Consider the following 25,588-nt stretch of genomic DNA (forward strand, 5'->3'; position numbering starts at 1 on the left):
CAGTAGTGACACGAACGACCGACCAGACAGCACGACAGAAGGAGCATGTCCCGTGAAGAGCACCGTCGAGCAGCTGAGCCCGACGCGAGTCCGTATCAACGTTGAGGTGCCCTTCGAGGAACTCCAGCCTGATTTCGACCGCGCCTTCCAGTCCCTCGCAGGACAGGTGCGCATCCCGGGCTTCCGTCCGGGCAAGGCGCCCCGCAAGATCCTCGAGGCCCGTGTCGGACGCGGCGCCGTGCTCGAGCAGGTCGTCAACGACGCCATCCAGTCCCGCTACAACGAGGCTGTGACCAGCAACGAGGTCAAGGTCCTGGGCCAGCCCGAGATCGACGTGACCAAGCTCGAGGACAACGTGGAGCTCGTCTTCAACGCCGAGGTCGACGTGCGTCCCGAGATCACCCTGCCGGACTTCTCCGAGATCGCCGTCACCGTCGACCCCGTCGAGATCACGGACGAGGACATCGAGGAGCAGCTGCTGTCGCTGCGTCAGCGCTTCGGCACCCTCAAGGGCGTCGAACGTCCCGTGCAGAACGGCGACTTCGTCTCCATCGACCTGTCGGCGACCGTCGACGGTGAAGAGGTCACCGAGGCCGCCACCGAGGGTCTGTCCCACGAGGTCGGTTCCGGACAGCTCATCGACGGACTCGACGACGCGATCATCGGCACCTCCGCCGGTGAGTCGAAGGACTTCAACTCCACCCTCCTGGCGGGCGAGTTCGCCGGCAAGGAAGCGGTCGTCACCGTCAAGGTGAACTCGGTCAAGGAGCGCGAGCTCCCCGAGGCCGACGACGACTTCGCGCAGCTCGCGAGCGAGTTCGACACCATCGACGAGCTGACCGCCGACCTGCGCGAGCGCGTCGAGCGCGTCAAGAAGGTCGAGCAGGCCGGCCAGATTCGCGACAAGGTCCTCGAGGTTCTGCTCGACACCGTCGAGATCCCGCTCCCCGACGCGGTCGTTCAGGCCGAGGTCGACAGCGCGGTCCACGACGCGATCCACGAGCTCGATCACGACGAAGCCCAGCTCGACAAGCTGCTCGAGGCTCAGGGTTCGAGCCGTGAGGAGTTCGACAAGGAGGCTCGCGAGTCGGCCGAGCGTTCCGTGAAGACCCAGCTGCTGCTGGACGCGATCGCCGAGGCAGAGGGCACCACCGTCGAGCAGCAGGAGCTGACCGAGCGGATCTTCTTCCAGGCGCAGCGCTACGGCATCCCGCCCGAGCAGTTCATCCAGCAGATCAGCCAGGCCAACCAGCTCGGCGCGGTGTTCGCCGACGTGCGTCGCGGCAAGGCGCTCGGCTCGGTGGTCGATCGCGTGACCGTCACCGACACCACCGGTGCGTCGGTCGACACGAGCGAGCTGTTCGGCACCAAGAAGGACGACGCGGATGCCGAGGATTCGGCTGCCGAGAGCACCGAGGATTCGGCCTCCGAGTAGTCGGTTTTTTTCCGCTTTGAGCGAAGAGGGGCGGCACCGGGCATCCGGTGCCGCCCCTCTTGGTTAGTGTCAGTGTCAGCAATCCACGATTGACGAGAAGGCAGGTACCCGTGACTCATCAGAATCCGGCGACATCCATCGGTCCGACGATGACCTCGGCCACCGCTGGGCTCAATCTCAGCGACTCGGTGTACGAACGCCTGCTCCGCGAGCGGATCATCTTCCTCGGCACCCAGGTCGACGACGACATCGCCAACAAGCTCTGCGCGCAGATCCTCCTGCTGTCCGCGGAGGACCCCAACCGCGACATCTCGCTGTACATCAACTCCCCGGGTGGTTCGGTCACCGCGGGTATGGCGATCTACGACACGATGAAGTTCGTCGAGTGCGACGTCGCGACGTTCGCGATGGGTCTGGCTGCGTCGATGGGCCAGTTCCTGTTGGCTGCAGGTACCAAGGGCAAGCGTTACGCGCTTCCGCACGCGCGGATCATGATGCACCAGCCGTCCGCAGGGATCGGTGGCACCGCGAGCGACATCGCGATCATGGCGGAGCAGTTCGCGCACACCAAGCGGGAGATGGCAGAGCTGATCGCCGAGCACACCGGGCAGAGCGTCGAGCAGATCACCGCGGACTCCGACCGCGACCGGTGGTTCACGGCCAAGGAAGCACTCGAGTACGGCTTCGTCGACCATGTCGTCGCACGGGCCCAGCAGGCCGGCGGCACCGGCAACTGATCCCCGGGATCCACCGACCCGCTCCACGCCCCACGAATTCTTGGAGAAGCGATGACCAACATGTTCGATCCGCGCCAGCTCGGCGGCCAAGCTCCGGCTTCCCCGGCGAGCCGCTACATCCTGCCCTCGTTCATCGAGCACTCGAGCTACGGCGTCAAGGAATCCAACCCGTACAACAAGCTGTTCGAGGAACGCATCATCTTCCTCGGCGTGCAGGTCGACGATGCGTCGGCCAATGACGTCATGGCGCAGCTGCTGGTGCTCGAGTCCCTCGACCCGGACCGCGACATCACGATGTACATCAACTCGCCCGGTGGCTCGTTCACCTCGCTGATGGCCATCTACGACACGATGCAGTACGTCCGCGCCGACATCACCACCGTGTGCCTCGGGCAGGCCGCGTCGGCAGCAGCGGTGCTCCTCGCTGCCGGCACCCCGGGTAAGCGCCTCGCGCTGCCCAACGCGCGTGTGCTCATCCACCAGCCCTCGACCGGCGGAATCCAGGGCCAGGTCTCGGACCTCGAGATCCAGGCCGCGGAGATCGAGCGGATGCGGCGCCTCATGGAGACGACGCTCGCGCGGCACACCGGCAAGGACGCGGATCAGATCCGCAAGGACACCGATCGTGACAAGATCCTGACCGCCGCGGAGGCCGTCGAATACGGATTGATCGACAACGTCCTGGAGTACCGGAAGCTCTCCGCACAGAAGTAGCCGAACGGCCCGGCCCGACCGCGTGTCTCGCGGTCCGGGTCGGGCCGATGTGCAATTGTGATCGGCACCATGTGCAGGGCATATAAATATGGCCGGAAACGCCGAGAAGCGGTCGACCCGACTGCCGGACTCCGGGTACGGTCGAGCCAACGGCCCGTTCCCAGGGCCGGCGCGCAACGAGAATCGCGGCAGCAGTTGCACGCACACGAGGAAGTAGGGACCTGACAGATGGCACGTATCGGTGACGGCGGAGATCTGCTCAAGTGCTCGTTCTGCGGAAAGAGTCAGAAGCAGGTCAAGAAGCTCATTGCGGGTCCCGGTGTCTACATCTGCGACGAGTGCATCGACCTCTGCAACGAGATCATCGAGGAAGAACTCGCCGAAACCAGTGAGGTCAAGCTCGACGAGCTACCCAAGCCTGCCGAGATCCGGGACTTCCTCGACAACTACGTCATCGGCCAGGACTCCGCCAAGCGGACGCTCGCCGTCGCGGTCTACAACCACTACAAGCGCATCCAGGCCGGCGACAAGGCCCGCGACGCTCGTGGCGAGACCGTCGAACTGGCCAAGTCCAACATTCTGCTGCTCGGGCCCACCGGCTGCGGCAAGACGTACCTCGCCCAGACCCTCGCGAAGATGCTCAACGTGCCGTTCGCGATCGCCGACGCCACCGCTCTCACCGAGGCGGGATATGTCGGCGAGGATGTCGAGAACATCCTCCTCAAGCTGATCCAGGCAGCGGACTACGACGTCAAGCGCGCCGAGACCGGCATCATCTACATCGACGAGGTCGACAAGATCGCTCGCAAGAGCGAGAACCCGTCCATCACGCGCGACGTGTCGGGTGAGGGCGTGCAGCAAGCCCTGCTGAAGATTCTCGAAGGCACCCAGGCTTCGGTGCCCCCACAGGGCGGGCGCAAGCACCCCCACCAGGAATTCATCCAGATCGACACCACGAATGTGCTGTTCATCGTCGCGGGCGCGTTCGCGGGACTCGAGCGGATCGTCTCCGACCGGATCGGCAAGCGCGGCATCGGGTTCGGTGCCGAGGTGCGCTCGAAGGCCGAGATCGACACCACCGATCACTTCGCCGACGTCATGCCCGAAGACCTCATCAAGTTCGGTCTGATCCCGGAGTTCATCGGCCGTCTGCCGATCGTGGCATCGGTGACGAATCTCGACAAGGAATCGCTCGTCGAGATCCTGTCCGAGCCGAAGAACGCACTCGTCAAGCAGTACGTCCGCCTGTTCGAGATGGACGGCGTCGAACTCGAGTTCTCGCAGGACGGCCTCGAGGCGATAGCGGACCAGGCAATCCTGCGGGGCACGGGCGCTCGCGGTCTCCGCGCCATCATGGAGGAAGTCCTCCTGCCCGTCATGTACGACATCCCCAGCCGCGACGACGTCGAGAAGGTTGTGGTCACCGCCGAGACGGTCACCGACAACGTGCTTCCGACGATCGTCCCGCGCAAGACCGATCGTGACCGTCGCGAGAAGTCGGCCTGACCGCCTTCGGGCAACGGCTCTTCGAACGACTCGGCCCCGGCAGGATTCCTGCCGGGGCCGAGGTCTGTTCGGGTGAAGGTCGCGCCGTAGCTCGGGGCGTGATCAGTCGACCGCGAGTGCGGTCTTCTCCAGTTCCGCGATGCTGTAGGCGGCGTAGTTCTCGTACTTCCCGCGTCCGGTGAAGTACGACGACAGCTGTTCGTCGAGTTCCTCCACGGTGAATGCGGAGCCTGCTGCGTCGAAACGGTTCTCGACCTTCGGGGAGTCCATGAGCGCGACCATCTTGCCGTACACCACGAACACCTGGCCGTTGATCTCGTGCGAGGCGGGGGAGGCAAGGTACGTGACGAGGGTGCCGACGCGTTCGGGCGCGAGCGGGTCGAGACCGGTGTTCGCAGCGTCGGCCTCTCCGAACGCCTCGGCGGTCATGGCCGTCCGGGCGCGCGGGCAGATGGCGTTTGCAGTGACGCCGTAGCGGGAGAGTCCCTGTGCGGTGGACAAGGTCAGGGCAGTGATGCCTGCCTTGGCGGCCGAGTAGTTGGGCTGTCCGGCCGAGCCGAAGAGGAATGCCTCCGACGAGGTGTTGATGACCCGGCCGTACACGGGACCACCGGTTTCCTTGCTGGCGGCGCGCCAATGGACGGCGGCGGCGTGAGACGTCGCGGCGTGACCCTTGAGGTGCACGCGAATCACGTCGTCCCAATCGGATTCGGTGAGGTTGAAGATCATTTTGTCGCGGAGAATGCCGGCGTTGTTGACGAGGATGTCGAACGAACCGAATGCCTTGACGGACTCTTCGACGAGGCGTCCTCCGAGCGACCAGTCGGAGACGTCGCCGGTGACGGCGATTGCCTGCCCGCCCGATGCGACGATCTCTTCCGCGACCTGGTGTGCGGCGTCGCCCATGTCGTTGACGACGACGGCGGCACCGGCGGCGGCCAGTGCGAGAGCCTCGGCCCGGCCGAGCCCGGCTCCGGCGCCTGTTACTACTGCGGTACGACCGGCCAAACCGACTGTTTCACCCATGCGTTCGTCTCCCGTGTTCGTTTCCGTGCCGAGCTGGAGCCCGCAGGAAAAGTGATATTCATTCTAGTTTGGTCCTCGGGTGGGTCCGGACGGGTCGTACGGTCTCACTGGGCGGGAGTGCCGCGACCGCCGCTACCGGGGTCTCCGTCGCCGGTGGTGCATTGTCGCGGCGGGGATGACCTCCGCTGATGCGCGTCGCCACCCGAGTGCGGACAACGAGCGAAAAGTGTTTGCGCCCAGTGTGTTCGAATCCCCGTTCCGGTCGCTTCGCAGGAGGCGACGAGGTGCGAGATCTCACTGACCGGTACCCGAACCGCCCGGGACGGTAGGGGTGAGGATCTACGCTCTGCTTTCGTCCGAGGTGAACGAAGGGGGATGCGAGATGCCCAGGATCGGGGCGGCACGCGACGCGGCGGAGCCCAGCTCGACGGAACAGCACGCGCGATACGACCGGATCCTGACGGCTGCGGCACGACTGGCGGGGGACAAAGAACTCGAGCGCGTACAAATGCAGGACGTCGCCAAGGCGGCAGGGGTCGCGATCGGCACGCTCTATCGCTATTTCCCGTCCAAGACCCACTTGTTCGTCGCGGTGATGGTCGACCAGATCGACCGCATGGGCATCCAGTTGTCCCGGCGTCCCTCTGCCCCGGCCTCGCCGTCCGATGCCGTCTACCAGGCATTACTGCAGGCGACGCGGGCGCTGGTGCGTACGCCGCTCCTGGCGAACGCCATGATCCGGTCCGCGTCGTCGTCGAATGCCGCCACCATTCCCGATGTCTCGAAAATCGATCAGCACTTCGATCGACTGCTCCTCGCGGCGGCGGGAATCTCCGAGCCCACGGTGCGAGACGCGACGGTGGTGCGGCTGGTGGTCGCCCTGTGGTTCGGTCTCGTCCAGGGGGCACTCAACGGCCGGACCTCCATCCCGGAAGTCGAGTCCGACCTGCGCGTCGCCTGCGACCTGCTCCTCGTCGATCTATCGGTGGGCCGGCCTCGATCGAACGGGTGAGCTGCGGCGGCACCCGAGGAAGCCTCCTCTCGCACTGCAAGTCCCGCTTGCCGGGACAAGTGCGGAACTCCGGCCGGCGACAGAAATAGAATAAATTTCAGAAACGCCGACACTTCAGGAGTGGCATGAGCAACGTCGTCATCGTCGAGGCCGCACGTACGCCGATCGGCCGCCGCCGCGGACAGCTGGCCGGAGTGCACCCCGCCGTGCTTCTGGGCACCGCCCAGAAAGCACTGCTGGACCGCACCGGACTCCCCGCCGGGCAGATCGGCCAACTGGTCGGTGGCGCGGTCACGCAGGCGGGGGAGCAGTCCAACAACGTCACCCGGCAGGCGTGGCTGCACGCCGGCCTCCCGTACACGGCTGCCGCCACCACCATCGACTGCGCGTGCGGTTCGTCGCAGCAGGCGGTGCACATGGTCGCGGGACTGATCGCGTCCGGGCAGATCGACGCCGGTATCGGCTGCGGCGTCGAAGTGATGAGCCGAGTTTTCCTCGGTCAGGCCAACGCACCCGGCACGGGTAACCCGTACCCGGCGGACTGGTCGATCGACATGGGTGACCAGTTCACCTCGGCGGAGCGGATTGCCGCCAACCGTGGCATCACGCGCGCCGATGTCGACGCCTTCGGGCTGGAGTCGCAGCGTCGCGCCGCGAATGCGTGGGCCGAGGGACGGTTCGACCGTGAAATCGTGCCCGTCGACGCGCCGGTCGTGACCAAGGACGGAGAACCCACCGGTGAGATCGCCACCGTGACGCGCGACGGTGGTCTCCGCGACACCTCCGCGGACGCCCTCGCGGGGTTGAAGCCCGTGATCGAGGGTGGTATCCACACCGCCGGCAACTCCTCACAGGTCAGCGACGGTGCCGCCGCAGTCCTGCTGATGAGCGAGGACAAAGCACGGGAGGCGGGGCTGCGGCCACGCGCCCGGATCCTTGCGTCCACCCTGGTGGGCTCGGACCCGTACTACCACCTCGACGGACCGATCGACTCCACTCGGGCGGTGCTCGACCGCACCGGAATGTCGTTGTCGGACATCGATCTCGTCGAGATCAACGAAGCGTTCGCCTCGGTCGTGCTGTCCTGGGCACAGGTGCACAAGGCCGACCTGAGCAAGGTCAACGTCAACGGCGGTGCCATCGCCCTCGGGCATCCGGTGGGCTCCACCGGAGCGCGACTGATCACCAGTGCTCTGCACGAGCTCGAGCGGTCGAATCGCTCGACCGCACTGATCACGATGTGCGCAGGCGGCGCACTGTCCACAGCCACCGTCATCGAGCGCATCTGACGCCGTGATCTTCTATCAAGGGACCCGTTCATGACTTTGGGATTGAGTGACGAGGATCGCGAGCTTCGTGATTCCGTACGCGGCTGGGCGGCACGACACGCGACGCCCGAGGTGATCCGCGCGGCTGTCGATGCCGAGGCGGAGACCCGGCCGTCGTTCTGGGGTTCGTTCGCCGACCTCGGCATGCTGGGACTGCATCTGCCGGAAGACGTCGGCGGCGCCGGCTTCGGTTATCTCGAAACCGCTGTTGTCGCCGAGGAACTGGGCCGAGCCATGGTGCCCGGACCGTTCCTCCCGACGGTGATCACGTCCGCGGTTCTGAACGAGGCGGGGCGTCGAGCGGAACTCGAGGGACTGGCGAACGGTGCACTGTACGGTGCGGTGTCGCTGCAACCGGGCCGGCTGCGCCTCGTTCGCGACGGAGCCTCGGTCAGCCTGTCCGGCACATCGGGAGTCGTGCTCGGTGGCCAGGTGGCCGACGTGTTCCTGCTCGCCGCCGACGACGGGGGCGAGCGCGCCTTCGTGGTGGTCGCTCGTGACCGTATCGGCGTCACGGACCTGCCGAGTTACGACGTGGTGCGGCGCAACGCCGAGATCACCGCGGACGGGCTGGCCCTCTCCGATGATGACGTGCTGACCGTGGACCCCGGCCGGGTACTCGACATCGCCGCAACGTTCTTCGCAGCCGAGGCGGCCGGCCTCGCGGACTGGGCCACCACGACCGCCGCGGACTATGCGCGGGTGCGCCGGCAGTTCGGCCGTGTCATCGGCCAGTTCCAAGGCGTCAAGCACACCGTCGCACGAATGCTCTGTCACACCGAGCAAGCCCGCGTCACGACGTGGGATGCGACTCGCGCACTGGGCGAGGACATTTCCGCCGATGAGGCCTCGCTCGCCGTAGCCGTCGCTGCGTCCGTCGCCCCGGAAGCGGCATTCCAGGTCACCAAGAGCTGCATCCAGGTTCTCGGCGGTATCGGTTACACCTGGGATCACCCCGCCCACCTCTACATGCGGCGCGCTCAATCTCTGCGAATCCTGTTGGGCTCCACGGCGTCCTGGCGTCGCCGAGTGACTGCTCTCACGCGCGCCGGTGCCCGCCGGGTGCTCACGGTCGACCTTCCACCCGAGGCGGAGCAGATCCGAGCGGACGTCCGCGCCGAACTCGAGCCGGCCACCCTGCTCGACGATGTGAAGCAGAAGACGTATCTGGCGGAGAAGGGCTACACCACACCGCACCTTCCCGAGCCGTGGGGCAAGGCTGCCGACGCCGTCACCCAACTCGTCATCGCCGAGGAGCTGCGCGCAGCAGAGCTCACACCACACGACATGATCATCGGCAACTGGGTGGTGCCGACGCTGATCGCGCACGGCAACGCCGAGCAGATCGAACGGTTCGTCCCGCAGTCGTTGCGCGGCGATCTCGTGTGGTGCCAGCTCTTCTCCGAGCCCGGTGCCGGCTCCGACCTCGCGGCCCTGTCCACCAAGGCCGTCAAGGTCGACGGCGGCTGGAAGCTCAACGGGCAGAAGGTGTGGACGTCGATGGCGCGGGTCGCGGACTGGGGCATCTGCCTCGCCCGTACCGACGTGGACGCACCCAAGCACAAGGGTCTGTCCTACTTCCTGATCGACATCAAGAACACCGAAGGTCTCGACATCCGGCCGTTGCGGGAGATCACCGGTGAAGCTCTGTTCAACGAAGTGTTCTTCGACGATGTGTTCGTGCCCGACGAATGCCTGGTCGGTGAGCCCGGCGACGGGTGGAAGCTCGCACGCACCACCCTCTCCAACGAGCGGGTGTCCCTGTCCCACGACTCCACGTTCGGGGCCGGCGGCGAGGCCTTGCTGGCACTGGTGGAGAACGCTCCCGGGGGACCGGACGACGAGCAGCTCAGCGTCCTCGGCAAGGTGCTGAGCGACGCGCAGTCCGGTGGCCTGATGGGGCTACGCGCCGCCATCCGCTCCTTGAGCGGTGGCCAACCGGGTGCCGAGTCGTCGGTCTCCAAGCTGATGGGTGTCGAACACATCCAGCAGGTCTGGGAACTCGCGATGGACTGGGCCGGTCCCGCCTCGCTGGTCGGTGAGCAGGATCGCTCGTCCGCAACGCACATGTTCCTCAACGTGCAGTGCATGTCCATTGCCGGCGGTACGACGAACGTCCAGCTCAACATCATCGGCGAGCGGATCCTCGGTCTGCCCCGCGATCCCGAACCCGGAAAGTGAACGCACCATGCCTATCGACGTGAACGCCGCACTCACGGCCGCTCCCACGGTCCGCGAGGCCGGATGGACCGAACGGGACGTGATCCTCTACCACCTCGGTCTGGGTGCGGGTGTCGACTCGCTGAACCCGGCCGAGCTGGAATGGGTCTACGAGAAGAACCTGAAGGTCCTTCCGACATTCGCCATGGTTGCGGGACAAGGCGTCTCGGCCGGCGCGGTCACAGCCGCCGGGCTGAACCTGCCGGGAATCGACATCGACCTGCGCAAGATTCTTCACGGCGGGCAGTCCCTCACCGTGCACGCCCCCATCCCGGTCTCGGGCGCCGCCACGATTTCGTCGCGTGTCGCCGACGTGTGGGACAAGGGCAAGGCGGCGGTGATCGTGCTCGAGCAGTCCGCGCAGGACTCCGGTGGAAAGCCGTTGTGGACCACGGCGATGCAGATCTGGGCGCGAGGGGAGGGCGGCTTCGGCGGCGATGCCGGGCCTGACGCGTCGAACGCAGTGCCGGAGCGGAGCCCGGACAAGGTTCTCGTGTCTCCGACGAGTACGCAGCAGGCGCTGATGTACCGGCTCAGTGCCGATATGAACCCTCTGCACGCGGACCCGGCATTCGCGAAGATGGCAGGTTTCGACCGGCCCATCCTGCACGGGCTCGCCTCGTACGGCATCGTCTGCAAGGCGGTGGTCGACGGTGTGCTCGACGGAGACCCCACCCGTGTCCGGACGTTCTCGGTGCGGTTCGCCGGATCGTTGTACCCGGGAGAAACGATCGAGACCGCGGTGTGGCGCGACGGCGACACCCTCACCGTGCTCGCGACCTGCCCCGAGCGCGACGGGCAACCGGTGCTCACCCACGCCACGATGGAGATCCGATGAGAGTCGATCCGAACGTCCACCCCACCGTCGGGAATGCGCCCGACGGCACGATCCTGACGTCGGCTCCGCAGGACACCGCCGTCGACCGGGCCGCAGCCGCTGCTCGGCGCGTGGTGGACGCACTTCTGCGTACCGACCGCACCAACGCGAATCTCGAGCGGGTCGCGGAGGAACTCGACAGTATCGCCGCCCACCTCGAGGAGCACGCTCCCGAGGTACAGGAACGGCTGGTCGATATGTGGCACGGAGAGGGCGTCACCCGGCACGATCCCGTCACCGGTCCGGAGAATGCTCTGGCGCCGCCGCTGGTGCTCGCCGGTCGTGAAGACGGATCGGTGGAAGGGGTTGTGACGCTGACCTTCCCGTACCAGGGCCCGCCCGGGCACGTGCACGGCGGTGTCGCGGCGCTGCTCATCGACCACACCCTCGGTGTCGCGAATGCCTGGGCAGGACGCAGTGGGGCGACCGCGCAACTCAATGTCAGGTACCACCGTCCCACCCCGTTGTTCGAACCGCTGACCGTGACCGGCCGGCTGGTTCGGGAAGAGGGCCGCAAGATCGAGACGGTCGGCGAGATCAAGACCGCGGACGGCGCCGTCTGTGTCTCCGTGGAGGCACTGTTCATCGACAAGACGGTTCCCCGTCCCCGCTGACGGCAGCGACAGACCGACATCACAGATCTGGGAGGAAGCGGCATGGGGAAGCTGGACGGACGGGTGGCAGTCGTCACCGGAGCGGGCATGGGCATCGGTCGCGGTGTCGCCGGTGCACTCGCCCGCGACGGGGCGGACATCCTGGTCGCCGACGTGGACGCGGAGGCCGGTGCCGACACCGCGCGGTGGCTCACCGACCGGTGGGGCGTGCGGGCGGAGTTCGTCCACACCGACGTGACCGATCGGGAGCAGGTGCACGCGATGGTGGACACTGCCGCCCGGGAGTTCGGCCGACTCGACATCCTCGTCAACAACGCCTGGCGGTCGCTGGGGTTCGCACGGATGGAGAAGACACCGGAGGACTCGATGCGGGCAGGCTTCGACATGGCCGTGATGGCCGCGTTCTGGGCGATGCAGCGCGCGTTCCCCGAGTTGGCGCGGCACGGAACCGGACGGGTGATCAACATGTGCAGCCTCAACGGCGTCAACGCGCACATGTACTCGGTGTCGTACAACGCCGCGAAGGAGGCGTTGCGCAGCATGACCCGCACTGCGGCCCGCGAGTGGGCGCCGAAGCAGGTGTGCTGCAACGTGATCTGCCCGGGCGCACAGAGCGCGGCCTACCGGCGTGTGGCGGAGGCCGATCCGGAGATGGCTGCCACGCAGGCCGCCGCGAACCCGATGGGGCGGATCGGTGACCCCCTCGACGACATCGGCACCGTCGCCGCATTCCTCGCGAGCGACGACTCGCGATATCTGACCGGCAACACGCTCTTCGTCGACGGCGGCAGTCACATCAACGGCGTTCAGTGGGCGCCGAACGTGGACTGACCGCGCCTGCTCAGCCGACCTTGACGCGCTCGGTCGCTGTGTAGACGTTCATCGTGTCGCCCCGCAGGAATCCCACGAGGGTCAGTCCCGACTCGGCGGCGAGGTCCACCGCGAGGGACGACGGCGCCGAGACCGCGGCGAGCACCGGCACCCCGGCCATGACCGCCTTCTGGACGAGTTCGAACGACGCGCGCCCGCTCACCATGAGCACGCTGTTCGAGAGCGGGACGCGGCCGTCGGTGAGCGCCCAGCCGAGCACCTTGTCGACCGCGTTGTGCCGTCCGACGTCCTCGCGCACTGCGAGTAGTTCGCCGTCCGGAGTGAACAGTGCCGCCGCGTGCAGGCCGCCGGTCGAGGCGAACACCTGCTGCTTGTCGCGCAGGGTGTCGGGCATCGTCGTGAGGGTTCCGGCCGCGAGCATGGGCGAGTCCGCGTCGGTGAGGGGAAAGCGGGTACGCGTGCGCACCTGATCGAGCGACTCCTTGCCGCACACACCGCACGCCGACGTGGTGGTGAACGAGCGCCGGCCGACGCCTTCTCCGATCGTGACGCCGGGGGCCAGTGCGACGTCGAGGACGTTGTACGTGTTGGCCCCGTTCTCGTCGACTCCGTCGCAGTAGCGGACCGCCGCGACATCCTCACGGTCGCTGATCATGCCTTCGCTCAACAGGAAGCCGTGCACCAGATCGACATCGTGACCGGGCGTCCGCATCGTGATCGTCAACGCGTCGCCGCCGAGTCGGATTTCGAGCGGTTCCTCGACGGCGAGGGTGTCCGGTCGCCGCGACACCCGGTCCGCCGTGATGCGCAGGACAGGTCGGCGGGCGGTCACGCGTCCCATCGTTCACCTCCGGTGTGTCGTCTTCCCACGATACGGAACTCGTCGCGTGATCGCTCCCGGGGTCGGGCAGATCCGGGTGGGTCGCCCTCGGGGGGCTGCTCCGGCACTGTAACGAGATCTTCACGGGGTGGGCGCGTGCGGGTTTACATGCTCGGTCCACTCTCAGGGAACGGTGATGAACAAGGAAAGACTCTCGCCGATCGATGGGCCGAAAGGTCTTCCCTCAGGACTGGACAAGGTGACCCTATGGAACAGGCACTTGCTGCCGCGGATACCGCCTGGATATTGGCGGCGTTCACGGCCGTCGCACTGATGGTCCCGGGCCTCGCGCTGTTCTACGGCGGCATGCTCGGTGTCAAGAGTGCGCTCAACATGATCATGATGGTGCTCGGCGGGTTCGCCGTAGCGGGCGTGGTGTGGGTCTTCTTCGGTCCCGCGGCGGTGCTCGGCGACAGCGTCGGCGGACTCGGCCTCATCGGCAATCCGTTCACGGACGTCGGACTCGCCTCACTTCTCGAGGAAGACCCGGCCGGCGGGATTCCGGCCGCACTCACCGCGGCCTTCCACCTCCTCTTCGCAGGAATCACGGTGGCGATCATCGCGGGCGCGGTCGCCGACCGCATGAAGTTCTCCGCCTGGCTCGTGTTCTCCGGAATCTGGCTCGTGCTCGTCTACTTCCCGGTCGCGCACTGGGTGTTCGCATTCGACGACGAGGAGGCCGGCACCAAGGGTGGGTGGATCGCCAACACGCTCGGCGCCCACGACTTCGCCGGCGGCACCGCCGTCCACATGAACGCGGGAGTCGCCGCACTCGCGGTCGCGATCGCCCTCGGTGCCCGGCGCGGCTTCCCGCACGTGGCCCGGCCGCACAGCCTGCCGCTGGTCGTACTCGGCGGCGGCATCCTGATGTTCGGCTGGTTCGGATTCAACGGCGGATCGGCGGGCGGCGCCAACCACACCGCCGGTGTCGTCGTCCTCAACACGATGGCCGCCGCGGTAGCGGGCCTTCTCGGCTGGATCCTGGTGGAACGCATCACGGAGAAGCACGCCACCACCCTCGGAGCCGTATCCGGCATGATCGCCGCCCTGGTCGGCATCACGCCCGCCGCCAGCCTCGTCTCACCGCTCGGTGCTCTCGCGATCGGTGTCGTCTCCGGTGCGGTCAGCTGCTTCGCGGTGGGATGGAAGTTCAAGATGGGTTACGACGACTCGCTCGACGTCGTCGCGATCCACCTGATGGGCGGTGTCGTCGGCACGACCCTCATCGCGTTCATCGCAACGGCCGCTGCGCCCGCGGGTGTCGACGGCTTGTTCTTCGGCGGCGGCATCGATTTCCTCGGTCGCCAGATCGTCGCGATGGCTGCGGTCTTCGCGTATTCGTTCGCGGTGACCTTCCTGATCGCCAAGGTCCTCGACAAGACCATGGGTATCCGGGTCGATGCCGAGACCGAGAAGATCGGTATCGACGTGCCGGTGCACGGTGAAACCGCCTACGTCATGGATTCGTTCGCGGCCGGTGCGCCGTCGAAGATGCGTCCTTCCGATTTCGCGGAGGATCGTGACATCGTCGTTCCCACGACCTGACGGTCACCCCACGAGATCGTGCACGGATGATGCGCCCCCGCCGGTTCTCCCGGCGGGGGCGCGTCGTCATCCCTGGTGATTGTCGGGGTATGCCGTCACCGCGAGGAACCGGATCGGCAATGTGACGAGTTCGTTCGGCCCGTGGACGCCCTCGCCGTCGAGCAGCAGTGAATCGCCGGCCGTGAGGCGGTACTCGGAATCGCCGTGGCCATAGACCATTTCGCCTTCGAGCATGTACAGCAATTCGGTTCCGGGGTGCTGGAAGAGAGGGAAGATGTCGCTCGCGTCGGTGAGGGTCACCAGGACCGGTTCGAGACGCTGGTGCTGACCGCGGAGCGCACCGAGCAATTCGTAATGATGGCCTGCGCGGGTACCGCGGCCGACGATCTCGGCGCCGTGGCCGCTCTTGGTGAACACCGCCTCGCGGTGTGCGTCGGCACCCCGGAACAGGGAGGTGACGGGCACGTCGAGACCCGCGGCGAGGCGTGCGAGGGTGGACAGGCTGCACGAGGTCTGCGCGTTCTCGATCTTCGAGAGCATCGCCTTGGAGATGCCCACCTTCGCAGCCATGTCGCCGACCGACAGTCCACTGGCCAGGCGCAGTGCCCGCACTTGGTGTGCGATGGCCCGTTCGAGATCGACGCCCGTGGGGGTGTCCCGAGGGACCTCGCGGCCGGAGGTGTCGTGGAGGACGGCGCGATCCGGTGTGGTCATATCAGCAGACTACAACCTGTTTCCCGGCAGTAGACAGCCCGCGGCACCTCCGGCCGGAGCATCGGAGGTGCCGTGGGGACGCGGAGTCAGAACGCTCGTCCGGGAATCCACTCGGTGCCGGCGAGGGGCACGCGGGCCATCGCCGCGGATTCGATCGTCAGGGCCACCAGGTCCTGTGGTTCGAGATTGCGCAGGTGCGACTTGCCGCACGCGCGCGCGATGGTCTGAGCCTCCATGGTGAGGACGCGCAGGTAGTTCGCGAGCCGCCGTCCACCCTCGATCGGATCGAAATTGCGCTGCAGTTCCGGGTCCTGCGTCGTGATGCCCGCGGGGTCCTTGCCGTCCTGGAAGTCGTCGTAGAAGCCCGCGGCCGAGCCCAGTTTCGCGTACTCCGCCTCGTACTTCGGATCGTTGTCGCCGAGTGCGATCAGCGCGGCGGTCCCGATCGCCACGGCGTCGGCGCCGAGTGCCATCGCCTTCGCGACGTCGGCGCCCGACCGGATACCACCGGAGACGATGAGCTGTACACCACCCGGCGTGCGGTGCATTCCCATCTCCTGCAACGCCTGCACGGCCTGGGGGATGGCAGCGAGCGTGGGGATCCCGACGTGTTCGATGAAGACATCCTGGGTCGCGGCCGTGCCGCCCTGCATGCCGTCGACGACGATCACGTCCGCGCCGGCCTTCACGGCGAGCTTGACGTCGTAGTACGTGCGGGTGGCCCCGACCTTGACGTAGATCGGCTTCTCCCAGCCGGTGATCTCCCGCAGTTCGATGATTTTGATCGCGAGGTCGTCGGGTCCGGTCCAGTCGGGGTGCCGGCATGCGCTGCGCTGGTCGATACCCACGGGCAGTGTCCGCATTCCTGCCACCCGCTCGGTGATCTTCTGGCCGAGCAACATTCCACCGCCACCGGGCTTGGCGCCCTGACCGAGCACGATCTCGATGGCGTCGGCCTTGCGCAGGTCGTCGGGATTCATCCCGTACCGGGACGGAAGGTATTGGTAGACCAGATATTTGGATTGTCCGCGTTCCTCCGGTGTCATGCCGCCGTCTCCGGTGGTGGTGGAGGTGCCGACCTCACTCGCGCCGCGTCCGAGGGCATCTTTCGCGCCGCCCGAGAGGGCGCCGAAACTCATTCCGGCGATGGTGACGGGGATTTCCAGGTGAAGCGGGTACTTCGCATGACGATCTCCGAGGACGACATCGGTCTCGCACTTCTCCCGGTATCCCTCCAGGGGATATCGCGACATCGATGAACCGAGGAACAGCAGATCGTCGAAGTGTGGGACCTTGCGTTTGGCGCCCCAGCCACGAATGTCGTAGATGCCGGTGTCGGCGGCACGCTGGATCTCGTGAACGACGTTGCGGTCGAAGGTTGCCGATTCGCGCAGACCGGGCCGGAATGTCATGGAAGTCTCCTCGCTGTCGAGCGGGTCGGGATCAGTACGCGGACGCGTTGTCCACATGGAAGTGGTAGAGGCTGCGGGCGGAGCCGTACCGGGTGAAGTCGGTGGGATCGGCGTCGAAGCCGGCCGCGTCGAGCAGTTCCCGGAGTTCCGCGAGATGTTCGGAGCGCATCGGTTTGGCGATGCAGTCTGCGCCGAGGGAGGCAACTGTGCCCCGCACATAGATGCGCGCCTCGTACAGCGAATCGCCGAGCGCCTCACCCGCATCGCCCAGTACGACCAGTCGCCCGGCCTGCCCCATGAACGCGCTCATGTGGCCGATGTTGCCGCCGACGACGATGTCGACGCCCTTCATCGAGATCCCGCAGCGAGCGGCGGCGTTCCCTTCGATCACGAGCAAGCCGCCGTGGGCGGTGGCTCCGGCGGATTGGGACGCGTCGCCTTTCACCCGCACCGTGCCCGACATCATGTTCTCCCCGACGCCGACGCCTGCGTTGCCGTCGATCGTCACGCGGGCATGCTGGTTCATCCCGGCTGCGTAGTAGCCGACGTGTCCGGAGATGTGCACCTCTATGGGCCGGTTCAGTCCGCACGCCAGTGCGTGCTGCCCCTGTGGATCGGTGACGTGCACGGTGGCGGGTGCCTCGGTCGCCTGGAGCGCCGTGTTGAGTTCCCGGGTGGTGGTCACGTCGAGGTCGTATGCGGCGGTGGGCAGCGTGTCGGTGGTCATGAGTTTCTCCGGCGTCGAAGTGGCAGCGGCAATGCGGGTCCGGTCAGCGGTGCCATACGTAGACCCGTTCGGGTTCGGGTTCGAAGATGTGTGCGTCCGATATCCCGGGAAGATGTGCGAGAGCACGGAATTCGGAAGCCATCGCCACGTAGGAATCCGTTTCCGCGACGACGGCAGGTTTGCAGGCGATCGGATCGCGCACCACGGCGAACGCATCGGCCGTGGAGACGAGCAGCGTGTAGAAACCGTCGAACCGCTCCCCGAGCAGACGGAGCGCCTTGTCGAGGTCTGCTCCCTCGGCGAGGTGCTTGGCCACGAAGCGTGCACCCACTTCGGTGTCGTTGTCGCTGTCGAACACCACGCCCTCGTCTTCCAGTTCCCGTTTCACGGAAAGATGGTTCGAGAACGAGCCGTTGTGCACCAGGCACTGGTCCGGCCCCACGGCGAACGGGTGGGAGCCCGCTGCGGTCACCGCGGATTCGGTGGCCATGCGGGTGTGGCCGACGCCCTGACGACCCGACGCCCGGGGAAGTCCGAACTGCTCGGCCAGCAGCAACGGGTTGCCCATTCCCTTGAGGACCGTGACTTCGTCGCCGAAACCGATCACGGTCGCGCCCGGGTCCACTCTGCGAACGGCGTCGGCCAGTACCGCGGCGGGAATCGGTGCGTGGACCACGGTGGTGGGGGAGAGGTCGATGCCGGTGACGGAGACGCCCAGCGCATTCCTCAGGGCGCCGGCAAGATTCGCCGACGCTCCCAGGACGGAGACCGAGGAGTGTCCCGCAGGGGAGAATGTCGGATCTCCGTAGATGGCGACGCCCGCCGAGTCCGGTCCACGGTCCACCATTCGGCCGAGCATGCCTGTCAGCAGGTTACCCAGACGTGGTTCGAGTGAGGCGTCACGGAGGTGAAGCCCGACGATTCCGCACATGTCTTCTCCTGGTCGGTGTCAGAAAGCGGTCAGGTAGTTGTCGATCTCCCACGGCGTCACGGTGTTGTGCCACTGGAAGAATTCCTCGCGTTTGAGGGAGGTGAAGTACTCCGCGACCCCGGGTCCGGCAGCATCGAGTGCTGCGGTGACGACGGGATCGGCGGCGAGGGCGTCCATGGCGTGCAGGAGCGTCATCGGTAATGCGTCGGAGGCGACGCCCGCACCCGGCGTACCCGGATCGAGTCCGCGTTCGACACCGTCGAGTCCGGCGGCCACCGTCGCAGCGATCGCAAGATACGGATTGGTGGAGCCGTCACCGCCTCGTAGTTCGACGCGGTGGGAGTCCGGAACCCGGATGTAGTGGGTGCGGTCGTTGCCTCCGTAGGTCGCACGACGCGGCGACCAGGTGGCGCCGGAGGTGGTCGCGGTCGCACCCGTGCGCTTGTACGAGTTCACCGTGGGTGCCAGCACGCCCTGCAGGGCGCACGCGTGATCGAGAATTCCGCCGATGAACGAGTAGGCGAGGTCGGACAGGCCCAACCCCCGGAGGTCCCCGGCGTCGGGGAACGCGGCACGGTCGCCGTTCCACAGGGACATGTGCATGTGCATGCCGGTACCGGTTCGGTCGGCGAAGGGCTTGGGCATGAAAGTTGCGGTCATGCCGCGTTGCTCGGCGAGGACGGAGATCAGGTACCGCAGGGTCATCACGCGGTCGGCCGTGACGAGGGCCTCGTCGTAGCGGAAGTTCTGTTCGAACTGGCCGTTGCCGTCCTCGTGGTCGTTGGCGTAGTTGCCCCAGCCGAGAGTGTTCATCGCCGACGAGATGGAGGTCAGGTGCTCGTACATGCGGGTCACGTCGCGGGCGTCGTAACACGGCTGGCGCGAGGTGTCGAGGAGATCGGCGGTGCGCAGGGTCCCCTTCTCGTCGCGCTGGACGAGGAAGTACTCGATCTCGGCGCCGACCTTGACCGTGAGTCCCTTTTCCGCCGCGGCGGCGAGCGCCTTCTGGAGGATGATTCGCGGGGCGAAGGGCCAGGGCTTGCCTTCCACGTGGGGATCGCAGTGGACGAGCGCGAGGCCGTCGCGGATGAAGGGGATGGGGGTGAACGAAGAGAGATCGGGGATCGCGACGAGGTCGGGATCTTTCGGCACCTGGCCGATGGAACCGGCTGCGTAGCCGGCGAATCCGACACCGTCGTTCTGGAGTTCGTCGGCCGACTCGACCGGAACCAGCTTGGCACAGGGCTTTCCGGACAAGGTCGTGAAGACGGCCAGGATGAAGCGGGTGCCGGTGGCGCGTGCGAGGGAAGCGAGATCTGTGGCCTGGTCCGCGATGGTGCCGGACGCAGTGCTCGGGTGCGGGTGACCGTTCGTCGACTGCGACCGCCGGGAGATGAGGTCGGTGGCTTCGAGCGTCATGGGAACTCCTGTGGTTCGGCGGCGGGGTTTCATGATGTGAATCGCTGTCGAATGTAATGAAACATAGCACGCATGACGACGGCGTTACGGAGCGGAGAAACGTCTGTGACACTCCGCCCCGTCCCAGGCCGATATCGACGCGCTAGCTGCCCCAGTGAGCCGGCGGTGAGAGGCGGTGCGGCAGCGTGGTGTCCGCACTACCCCGGGCGGCCGCGATCTGTGGCTGCGTCACATACAGTGCGGTCGAAAGGTCTGCGCCCTCGATCCGGGCATCCCGCAGGTCGGCGCCGAGGAGATCGACACCGGCCAGGGTGCTTCCCCGCAGATCTGCCGCGATCAGACACGCGCCTCTGAGGTCGGCGCCGCACAGGCTGTGCGCGCGCAGGTCTCTGCCCGCCAGGTCGGCACCCGGATATGCGTCGGGCACGGTCGCTCGTGCGTCCGCCCGATACCCGGCGCGCACCTCTTCGCTGACCTGCCGGAGTGCCAGGGCGACGCGGGCATGCAGTGCGTTCACATCCGTCCTCAACAGCGCATCGATCGTCCCGCGCGCCGTGCGTGCGACGAGTTCGGCGAGATGCAGCGCCGCTCGCGCTGCGTCGGGATCGAAGGTGCGTGCCCGCGCCTCCGCGAGGTGCCAGAGCATCTCGTGTAGTTGCCGCACGACCGCGAACGCGGCAAACATCGTGCGGCGCTCCTGCGAGTCCCGATCCGGCTCGGTGCCGTGGAAGAGGCGTTGGGAGACCGCTTGACCGGCGCCGAAGCAGTCGAAGGCCGCACAACCGCGGAACCCTCTGGCGTGCAACGTCCTGTGGATTCCACACGAATGGTCGGGCTCGAGGTTCGGGCACGGTACGCCGGCAGGTTTGTCGATGGGAAAGTCCGCCGATCTCGAGAATCCGAAAGCGTTACAGCACAGCGCGAAACAGTTCGAACAGTCGGCTTCTAGTTCCGAGGAGAGGGGGATGGTGACGGGCATGGGTGCTCCAGAAGGTGATGTGGGTGCGAATCGGGGAGCGGGGAACCAACGTCCGGTTCCCGGTCGAAACACACGGAATCACCACACCGCGGAGAGGCGACGAGAAGTCGTCGCGGTGGGTTCGGCTCACAGAGACAGCATGCGTATCACTTCCGACACCGTAACAAGCGCTGAGGCGGACCATCAAGACGCGCGAGGAGTCGGTCACGCGTTCTCACTCGCACACCTCTAGCGCATTTCACCGGCGCCCGCGTAGGGGTGCAGACTCGCCAAGGGCTTGCCCTCCTCGAATCGCGAAAACCGGAAGTCGTCGCCGTCCACCTCGGGCGTGCCGGAGATGCCGTCGAGCAGTAGATCGGCGGCCAATCGCCCGACAGCGGGAGAGATCTTGTAACCGTGGCCACTGAAGCCGACGAGCAGGAACAGGCCGGGAGCGGGGGACGGGCCGATGATCGGGTTGTAGTCGGGTGTGACGTCGTAACAACCGGCGTAGGACGACGCCAGTCGCGGGTCGGGCATGTGGGGGAGCAGGCGATCCAGTTTGCCGATCGCGGCGGCGACGACGTCGTCGCCGGCGCGGTTGGAGTAGGTGTCCGGATCGGCCCACTCGGGGGTCGAGTGGTCGCTGTTGCCGACGAGCAGGTCGCCGTTCGGCTCGCGCCTGAGGTACTGCAGGTTCACCAGATCCGAGAATGTGGGCGCATCCGGTGTGGGGGTTCCCTGGTCGACGAGCAGAATCGACTCGCGTTGCACGCGTACGGGGATGTCGATGCCGGCGGTGGCGCCGAGCGTCGGAGACCATGCTCCCGTCGCGAGCACCACTGTGTCCGCGTGAATTTCGGATCCGTCGGCGAGAACGACACCGTAGACTTCGCCGTTCCCGCGCTGCAGAAGGGCGGTGACCTCGGCCGCCTGCCGGATTCGGACCCCGAGGCGTCGTGCCTGCGCGGCGTAGGCCATACCTGTCATATACGCGTCGCCGTGCCCTCCGAGGGGTTCGTAGGCGAACGCCGCGAAATCGTCGAGGGCGATACCGGGCCATATGTGCGCGACCTCGTCGGCGTCGAGCGACTCCACGGGTATACCCAGATCGCGGTGCATCTCGGTGTTGGCGGTCATGGGTGCGACGTTGTTCGCGCCCACTCCCACGATGTACCCGGTCTGCCGGAAGCCGATGTCCGTACCGAAGATCTCCTCGGCAGCCGAGAAGACCTGAACCCCGTGCCAGGCCATCGCCGCGAGCGATCGCACACCGTAGTGGCAGCGGACGATCCCGCTCGATTTTCCGGTCATGCCGGAACACAGCGTGTGTCGCTCGAGAACGAGGACGTCGGATTCACCGCGTTCGGCAAGTGACCAGGCTGCGGCCAGTCCCTCGAGTCCGCCACCGACGATCACTACACGGGTGCTCTTTGTCATCGGTCCTCCACAATCGTGTTTCTTAATGAGAGACAGTGTTGCATACGAAGAAACGTAACGACCCGTCGGCGTGTGACGTGAACGTAAAATATTGGCCCGGTAGCGTCGATGCTGTGAGCGTGACTGTGCGTCCGGCGACGAAGACCGATGTCCCTGCCGGCGCAACTGTGCTGGCGGATGCGTTCTTCGACGACCCGGTGATGGCGTGGATGTGGCCCGACGAAGGGCGTCGTGAGCACGGGCTACGACGGTATTTCGCTGCCGAAGCCCGATTTCATTCCGTGCCGGTCGGCGGTGCCGACATTGCGGAGAGGGACGAAATCGTGGGCGGTGCCGCATTGTGGGGCCCCCCGGTGCATGGAAGCCGACGGTATGGCAGTCGCTTCGCATGTGGCCCCGGCTCGCGGTCGCACTCGGCAGTCACCCGCGCGCCGGAATCGCCGTCAGCGCAGCACTCGAGGCAGTTCATCCCGCCGAACCGCACTGGTACCTCTCGACGCTCGGTAGCGCGTCCCACTCGCGCGGAGGAGGATTCGGTGCCGCCCTACTCCGCTCCCGACTCGACCGCTGCGACGCGACGCACGCGCCGGCCTATCTCGAATCCAGCAAGGAAGTGAACATCGGCTACTACGAACGCTTCGGATTCGAGGTCACCCGCGAGATCGTGATTCCCCGCGGCGGGCCCACCCTCTGGGCCATGTGGCGGAATCCGCGCTGAGCGACAGGGGACTCGACCGCGCTGTCACAAGCTCCACTTCCGGAGGAACTCGTCGCGACCCGTGGAGCCCGGTACGAGACGGGGGACGGGAACCGGACGTCGCTGGGAGCGCCACCACGCTGTTGTGGCGTGCGACCGCAGGACTTCGACAGTGCGAGCGATGGCTTCCGGGTCGCGCAATTCGCGACGGGCGTCGGGGTTTTCCATGTAGTGCTCGACCGCTGCGTCGATGAGCTCGGGAGAGATCCTGAAAGGTCGGCGGTCGACGTGCACGAAAAACCCCTCTTCGTCTGAGCTGAAACCCTTTTTGATGACGGTACTGTCGAATTTCTTCCACAGTAGGGCCGGGCGGAAGAAGTTTGCGCGATGGCCGTCACGGATCCAGACCGTGAGGTATTTCCGATCGCTGTTGGGTTGGACGAGTAACAGGCTGTCCCAAGGTATCCACGCGTCATGGGCGTAACCCCGGAGGTGAATTCCGTCGTGCCGGATGGCAATGTGGCCGGGGCGGACACGTCCGAGCAGGATCTGCATGACGACGACTGCCTGATATCCGAAAGCGAACACCGCGAGGATTGCCCACTTCAAGGGCGCGGTCTCAGGCTCGGCCACATAGACATCGGTGGTGGAGAAGTTGATTTTGACCAGGAACCAGATGGCGACAGAAATTGCAGGGAGTACCACGAACATCGACAGGTTGTAGATCAACCGTGATTGAAGGAGCAGGAGTGCCGGTACGCCTTCGTCGGTACCGACGGCGATGTCGGAATGCCGGGTTCGAGGGCTGTGCATCAGCAGGAGGAAGACCGGAAGGAGCCAGGTGAACACCCCGAATCCGAGCGCGAACCATAGCCAATCGGTCGGGTAGGTCGGACTGTGGAACCTCCCGGCCGAAGTGAGCGACACCGGATCATCCGGGGCGACAACAAAAAAGCCGACGCTGAGAAGAATCAATGCAGCACCGGTTACACAATGCCCGTAGACCGTGCGGGTTCCGTACACCTTCCACCGGGTCCGGCTACCCGACTCCATCGGCGCATCCTCAATTGCCATCGCTGAGCACCTCTCGGACGACCCCACCGAGGTCCGCCAACGCATCTTTTGCTTCGTTCAGTTCACTGACCCCGGCGTCGAGCGTGCTGAGAAATGTCGCAGAGGAATCCTCGTAGAGGTGGTCGACACTTCCGGAGGCGAAGATGCCGACCGCTGTTCCTGCCAGTGCACCGCCCAGAGTGCCTAGGCCGGGAAAAGCAGATCCAGCAATGGCTCCCGCCGCAATCGATGCCGCGAGCCCGGCCGAATTCGACACCACAGCCTGCTCGAGAGGCTCACCGGCGAAGTAGTCGATTCCCGCACCGGCAAGAAGGCCCACGGCGCCGGTCCCCACTGCCAGCCTGGTCGGGATGGGCGCCAGAGCGCCGCGCTTCGCGATCGTGGAGGCGAAATCGTCGGTGGATGCTTTCGCCTGCCCGAAGAGCCGCCGCACCTCGTCGTACGGAGTGCCCGGTGCAAGGTCGATTACGGCCTGCATCGACCGCACCGAATGCTCGAGACACATGCTCGCTCTCTGTGCGAGTTGATCGACACGTTGGGCCAGTTCGCCGGTGAGATAATCGAATCCGGTTGTGGTGGTGAACAATGCGGCCCACGCGGCACTTGTCCACCGATGGGTGACCTCCGCGATGGCGCGTGCCCACCGGCGGTGCACATCTGTCGCGGCATCCGCCAACTCGTCATAGATTCGGAGCAGAGACTCGTCCGAATACGGACCCGGATCGCCGATGGTGTTGCACACGACCGGGAGTCCGGCACTCGCTGCGCGGTCGCGAATATCCGACATATCCGCGAGAGCCGAAGCGAGCGCAACCGACAGCGTGTCGAAATCGTCCGCAGCGGAGAGCGTCCTCGCGTGAAACTCGTCGACGACCCGCACGATCCGCGATGCCTCGCGCAGGTACCGGTCGGACGCCTCTCCCTCCCATGCGTCATCGGCGATGCGGCGGGCTTCTTCGGCATTGTCCCCGGCCGCAGCGAGGGCGGCCGCGAGGTGGCAGCGGATCAAGTGCCCGACGCGCGAGATATCGGCGGGATCGCCGTCGATGTAGGTATCGATCGGCACGGCTCACTCGCCCTGATCGGGCCATGCAGTGACGATTCGCTCGGCGGTGCCGGCGTCACTGTCGCGGTACGCCTCGGCGCAGGAGCTGAGCATGCCCGCAGCGATACCGAGCGTGTGCACGAGACCTGCGACATCCCCGACGGCCCGCCCGAGTACGCCGACAAGCGCGCCGGTGGCCGCGCCCGCCTGCACTGTGTCGGGAAGCGGGTCGACTGCGGCCGCCACAACACGGGCGGAGTCTTCGTATCGCGCTGCGGCGCGGAGTAGTTCGTTCGGATCGACGTGCAGGCTCAACGCGTCGCCTGCCGGCGCGGCGTGCTCCCGTTACCCGGTCGTCGGCCTTCGCCGCCGTACAACGCTCGGCCACATGGACTTTGCAGAAGTGGTGACACTGCATGCGACGGTAAGGTCACGACGATCCCCCC

General features: G+C 66.2%; 23 protein-coding genes and 1 pseudogene. 12 read left to right on the forward strand and 12 right to left on the reverse strand.

All coding sequences use genetic code 11. The features are described from left to right. The first annotated feature begins 52 nt into the window (after positions 1 to 52). The 4 genes from tig to clpX all read left to right on the forward strand — a co-directional run bounded on the left by tig (position 53) and on the right by clpX (position 4,392). Positions 53 to 1,435, forward strand: a complete 1,383-nt coding sequence (gene tig / locus HF877_RS07065) for a trigger factor (protein WP_169620474.1) — start codon at positions 53 to 55, stop codon at positions 1,433 to 1,435. Between the two features lie 110 nt (positions 1,436 to 1,545). Beyond that, positions 1,546 to 2,172: an ATP-dependent Clp protease proteolytic subunit gene (locus HF877_RS07070; protein ID WP_169620475.1), complete on the forward strand. Its 627-nt coding sequence runs from the start codon at positions 1,546 to 1,548 to the stop codon at positions 2,170 to 2,172. Positions 2,173 to 2,223: 51 nt separating this feature from the next. Further along, positions 2,224 to 2,886 carry an ATP-dependent Clp protease proteolytic subunit gene (locus tag HF877_RS07075; RefSeq protein ID WP_169620476.1) on the forward strand — a complete coding sequence of 221 codons (663 nt, stop codon included), beginning with the start codon at positions 2,224 to 2,226 and terminating at the stop codon, positions 2,884 to 2,886. A 228-nt stretch (positions 2,887 to 3,114) separates the two neighbouring features. Then, positions 3,115 to 4,392, forward strand: a complete 1,278-nt coding sequence (gene clpX, locus HF877_RS07080; RefSeq protein WP_169620477.1) for an ATP-dependent Clp protease ATP-binding subunit ClpX — start codon at positions 3,115 to 3,117, stop codon at positions 4,390 to 4,392. A gap of 102 nt (positions 4,393 to 4,494) precedes the next feature. Here the strand turns inward: clpX and HF877_RS07085 are convergent, their stop codons facing one another. Next, positions 4,495 to 5,418: a 3-oxoacyl-ACP reductase gene (locus HF877_RS07085; RefSeq protein WP_169620478.1), complete on the reverse strand. Its 924-nt coding sequence runs from the start codon at positions 5,416 to 5,418 to the stop codon at positions 4,495 to 4,497. 382 nt (positions 5,419 to 5,800) lie between these two features. Between HF877_RS07085 and HF877_RS07090 the strand changes: the two genes are divergently transcribed. From HF877_RS07090 to HF877_RS07115, 6 genes are all read left to right on the forward strand, one after another. After that, positions 5,801 to 6,430 carry a TetR family transcriptional regulator gene (locus tag HF877_RS07090; protein ID WP_169620479.1) on the forward strand — a complete coding sequence of 210 codons (630 nt, stop codon included), beginning with the start codon at positions 5,801 to 5,803 and terminating at the stop codon, positions 6,428 to 6,430. A 125-nt stretch (positions 6,431 to 6,555) separates the two neighbouring features. After that, positions 6,556 to 7,719, forward strand: a complete 1,164-nt coding sequence (locus tag HF877_RS07095) for a steroid 3-ketoacyl-CoA thiolase (RefSeq protein WP_169620480.1) — start codon at positions 6,556 to 6,558, stop codon at positions 7,717 to 7,719. Between the two features lie 30 nt (positions 7,720 to 7,749). Then, on the forward strand, positions 7,750 to 9,939 hold the full coding sequence (locus tag HF877_RS07100; RefSeq protein WP_169620481.1) for an acyl-CoA dehydrogenase: 2,190 nt from the start codon (positions 7,750 to 7,752) through the stop codon (positions 9,937 to 9,939). 7 nt (positions 9,940 to 9,946) lie between these two features. Next, a complete protein-coding gene (locus HF877_RS07105; protein ID WP_169620482.1) occupies positions 9,947 to 10,816 on the forward strand; it encodes a MaoC/PaaZ C-terminal domain-containing protein in 870 nt (289 codons plus the stop codon). Further along, the gene (locus tag HF877_RS07110; protein WP_169620483.1) at positions 10,813 to 11,469 is read left to right on the forward strand and encodes a PaaI family thioesterase; all 657 of its coding nucleotides are present in this window, start codon (positions 10,813 to 10,815) and stop codon (positions 11,467 to 11,469) included. The genes HF877_RS07105 and HF877_RS07110 overlap by 4 nt, the downstream gene beginning before the upstream one ends. A gap of 42 nt (positions 11,470 to 11,511) precedes the next feature. Continuing rightward, positions 11,512 to 12,300, forward strand: a complete 789-nt coding sequence (locus HF877_RS07115) for an SDR family oxidoreductase (protein ID WP_169620484.1) — start codon at positions 11,512 to 11,514, stop codon at positions 12,298 to 12,300. A 10-nt stretch (positions 12,301 to 12,310) separates the two neighbouring features. Here the strand turns inward: HF877_RS07115 and fdhD are convergent, their stop codons facing one another. Next, on the reverse strand, positions 12,311 to 13,141 hold the full coding sequence (fdhD, locus tag HF877_RS07120; protein ID WP_169620485.1) for a formate dehydrogenase accessory sulfurtransferase FdhD: 831 nt from the start codon (positions 13,139 to 13,141) through the stop codon (positions 12,311 to 12,313). Positions 13,142 to 13,387: 246 nt separating this feature from the next. On the opposite strand from fdhD, the gene HF877_RS07125 reads away from it, so the two are divergent. Beyond that, a complete protein-coding gene (locus HF877_RS07125; RefSeq protein WP_169620486.1) occupies positions 13,388 to 14,725 on the forward strand; it encodes an ammonium transporter in 1,338 nt (445 codons plus the stop codon). 66 nt (positions 14,726 to 14,791) lie between these two features. On the opposite strand, the gene HF877_RS07130 is transcribed toward HF877_RS07125, so the two are convergent. The 7 genes from HF877_RS07130 to HF877_RS07160 all read right to left on the reverse strand — a co-directional run bounded on the left by HF877_RS07130 (position 14,792) and on the right by HF877_RS07160 (position 22,326). After that, positions 14,792 to 15,439, reverse strand: coding sequence for an XRE family transcriptional regulator (locus HF877_RS07130; RefSeq protein ID WP_169620487.1), 648 nt, complete (start codon positions 15,437 to 15,439; stop codon positions 14,792 to 14,794). Positions 15,440 to 15,525: 86 nt separating this feature from the next. Beyond that, positions 15,526 to 16,851 (reverse strand): FMN-binding glutamate synthase family protein, encoded by a 1,326-nt coding sequence (locus HF877_RS07135; RefSeq protein WP_169620488.1) that lies wholly within the window; start codon positions 16,849 to 16,851, stop codon positions 15,526 to 15,528. A gap of 31 nt (positions 16,852 to 16,882) precedes the next feature. Further along, on the reverse strand, positions 16,883 to 17,578 hold the full coding sequence (locus tag HF877_RS07140; RefSeq protein WP_169620489.1) for a protein glxC: 696 nt from the start codon (positions 17,576 to 17,578) through the stop codon (positions 16,883 to 16,885). A 43-nt stretch (positions 17,579 to 17,621) separates the two neighbouring features. Next, on the reverse strand, positions 17,622 to 18,509 hold the full coding sequence (locus tag HF877_RS07145) for a glutamine amidotransferase (protein ID WP_169620490.1): 888 nt from the start codon (positions 18,507 to 18,509) through the stop codon (positions 17,622 to 17,624). Between the two features lie 18 nt (positions 18,510 to 18,527). After that, positions 18,528 to 19,928 carry a type III glutamate--ammonia ligase gene (gene glnT / locus HF877_RS07150; protein WP_169620491.1) on the reverse strand — a complete coding sequence of 467 codons (1,401 nt, stop codon included), beginning with the start codon at positions 19,926 to 19,928 and terminating at the stop codon, positions 18,528 to 18,530. A gap of 142 nt (positions 19,929 to 20,070) precedes the next feature. Next, the gene (locus HF877_RS21275; RefSeq protein ID WP_169653227.1) at positions 20,071 to 20,613 is read right to left on the reverse strand and encodes a pentapeptide repeat-containing protein; all 543 of its coding nucleotides are present in this window, start codon (positions 20,611 to 20,613) and stop codon (positions 20,071 to 20,073) included. A 522-nt stretch (positions 20,614 to 21,135) separates the two neighbouring features. Further along, complete coding sequence (locus HF877_RS07160; protein WP_169620493.1) at positions 21,136 to 22,326, reverse strand: FAD-binding oxidoreductase; 1,191 nt, start codon at positions 22,324 to 22,326, stop codon at positions 21,136 to 21,138. A gap of 113 nt (positions 22,327 to 22,439) precedes the next feature. On the opposite strand from HF877_RS07160, the pseudogene HF877_RS07165 reads away from it, so the two are divergent. Further along, positions 22,440 to 23,044 (forward strand): annotated as a pseudogene (locus HF877_RS07165) (GNAT family N-acetyltransferase). 24 nt (positions 23,045 to 23,068) lie between these two features. Here HF877_RS07165 and HF877_RS07170 read toward each other — a convergent pair. Genes HF877_RS07170 through HF877_RS07180 form a run of 3 tightly spaced genes read right to left on the reverse strand, consistent with a single transcriptional unit; the run spans position 23,069 to position 25,457 of the window. Then, positions 23,069 to 24,097: a hypothetical protein gene (locus HF877_RS07170; protein ID WP_169620494.1), complete on the reverse strand. Its 1,029-nt coding sequence runs from the start codon at positions 24,095 to 24,097 to the stop codon at positions 23,069 to 23,071. Beyond that, positions 24,087 to 25,163, reverse strand: a complete 1,077-nt coding sequence (locus tag HF877_RS07175; protein ID WP_169620495.1) for a hypothetical protein — start codon at positions 25,161 to 25,163, stop codon at positions 24,087 to 24,089. Before HF877_RS07175 ends, HF877_RS07170 begins: the two co-directional genes overlap by 11 nt. A 3-nt stretch (positions 25,164 to 25,166) precedes the next feature. Further along, positions 25,167 to 25,457: a hypothetical protein gene (locus HF877_RS07180; protein ID WP_169620496.1), complete on the reverse strand. Its 291-nt coding sequence runs from the start codon at positions 25,455 to 25,457 to the stop codon at positions 25,167 to 25,169. Positions 25,458 to 25,588 lie beyond the last annotated feature (131 nt).

Source organism: Rhodococcus sp. BL-253-APC-6A1W, assembly GCF_012843405.1.
In the GTDB taxonomy this organism is placed as follows: Bacteria; Actinomycetota; Actinomycetes; order Mycobacteriales; family Mycobacteriaceae; genus Rhodococcus.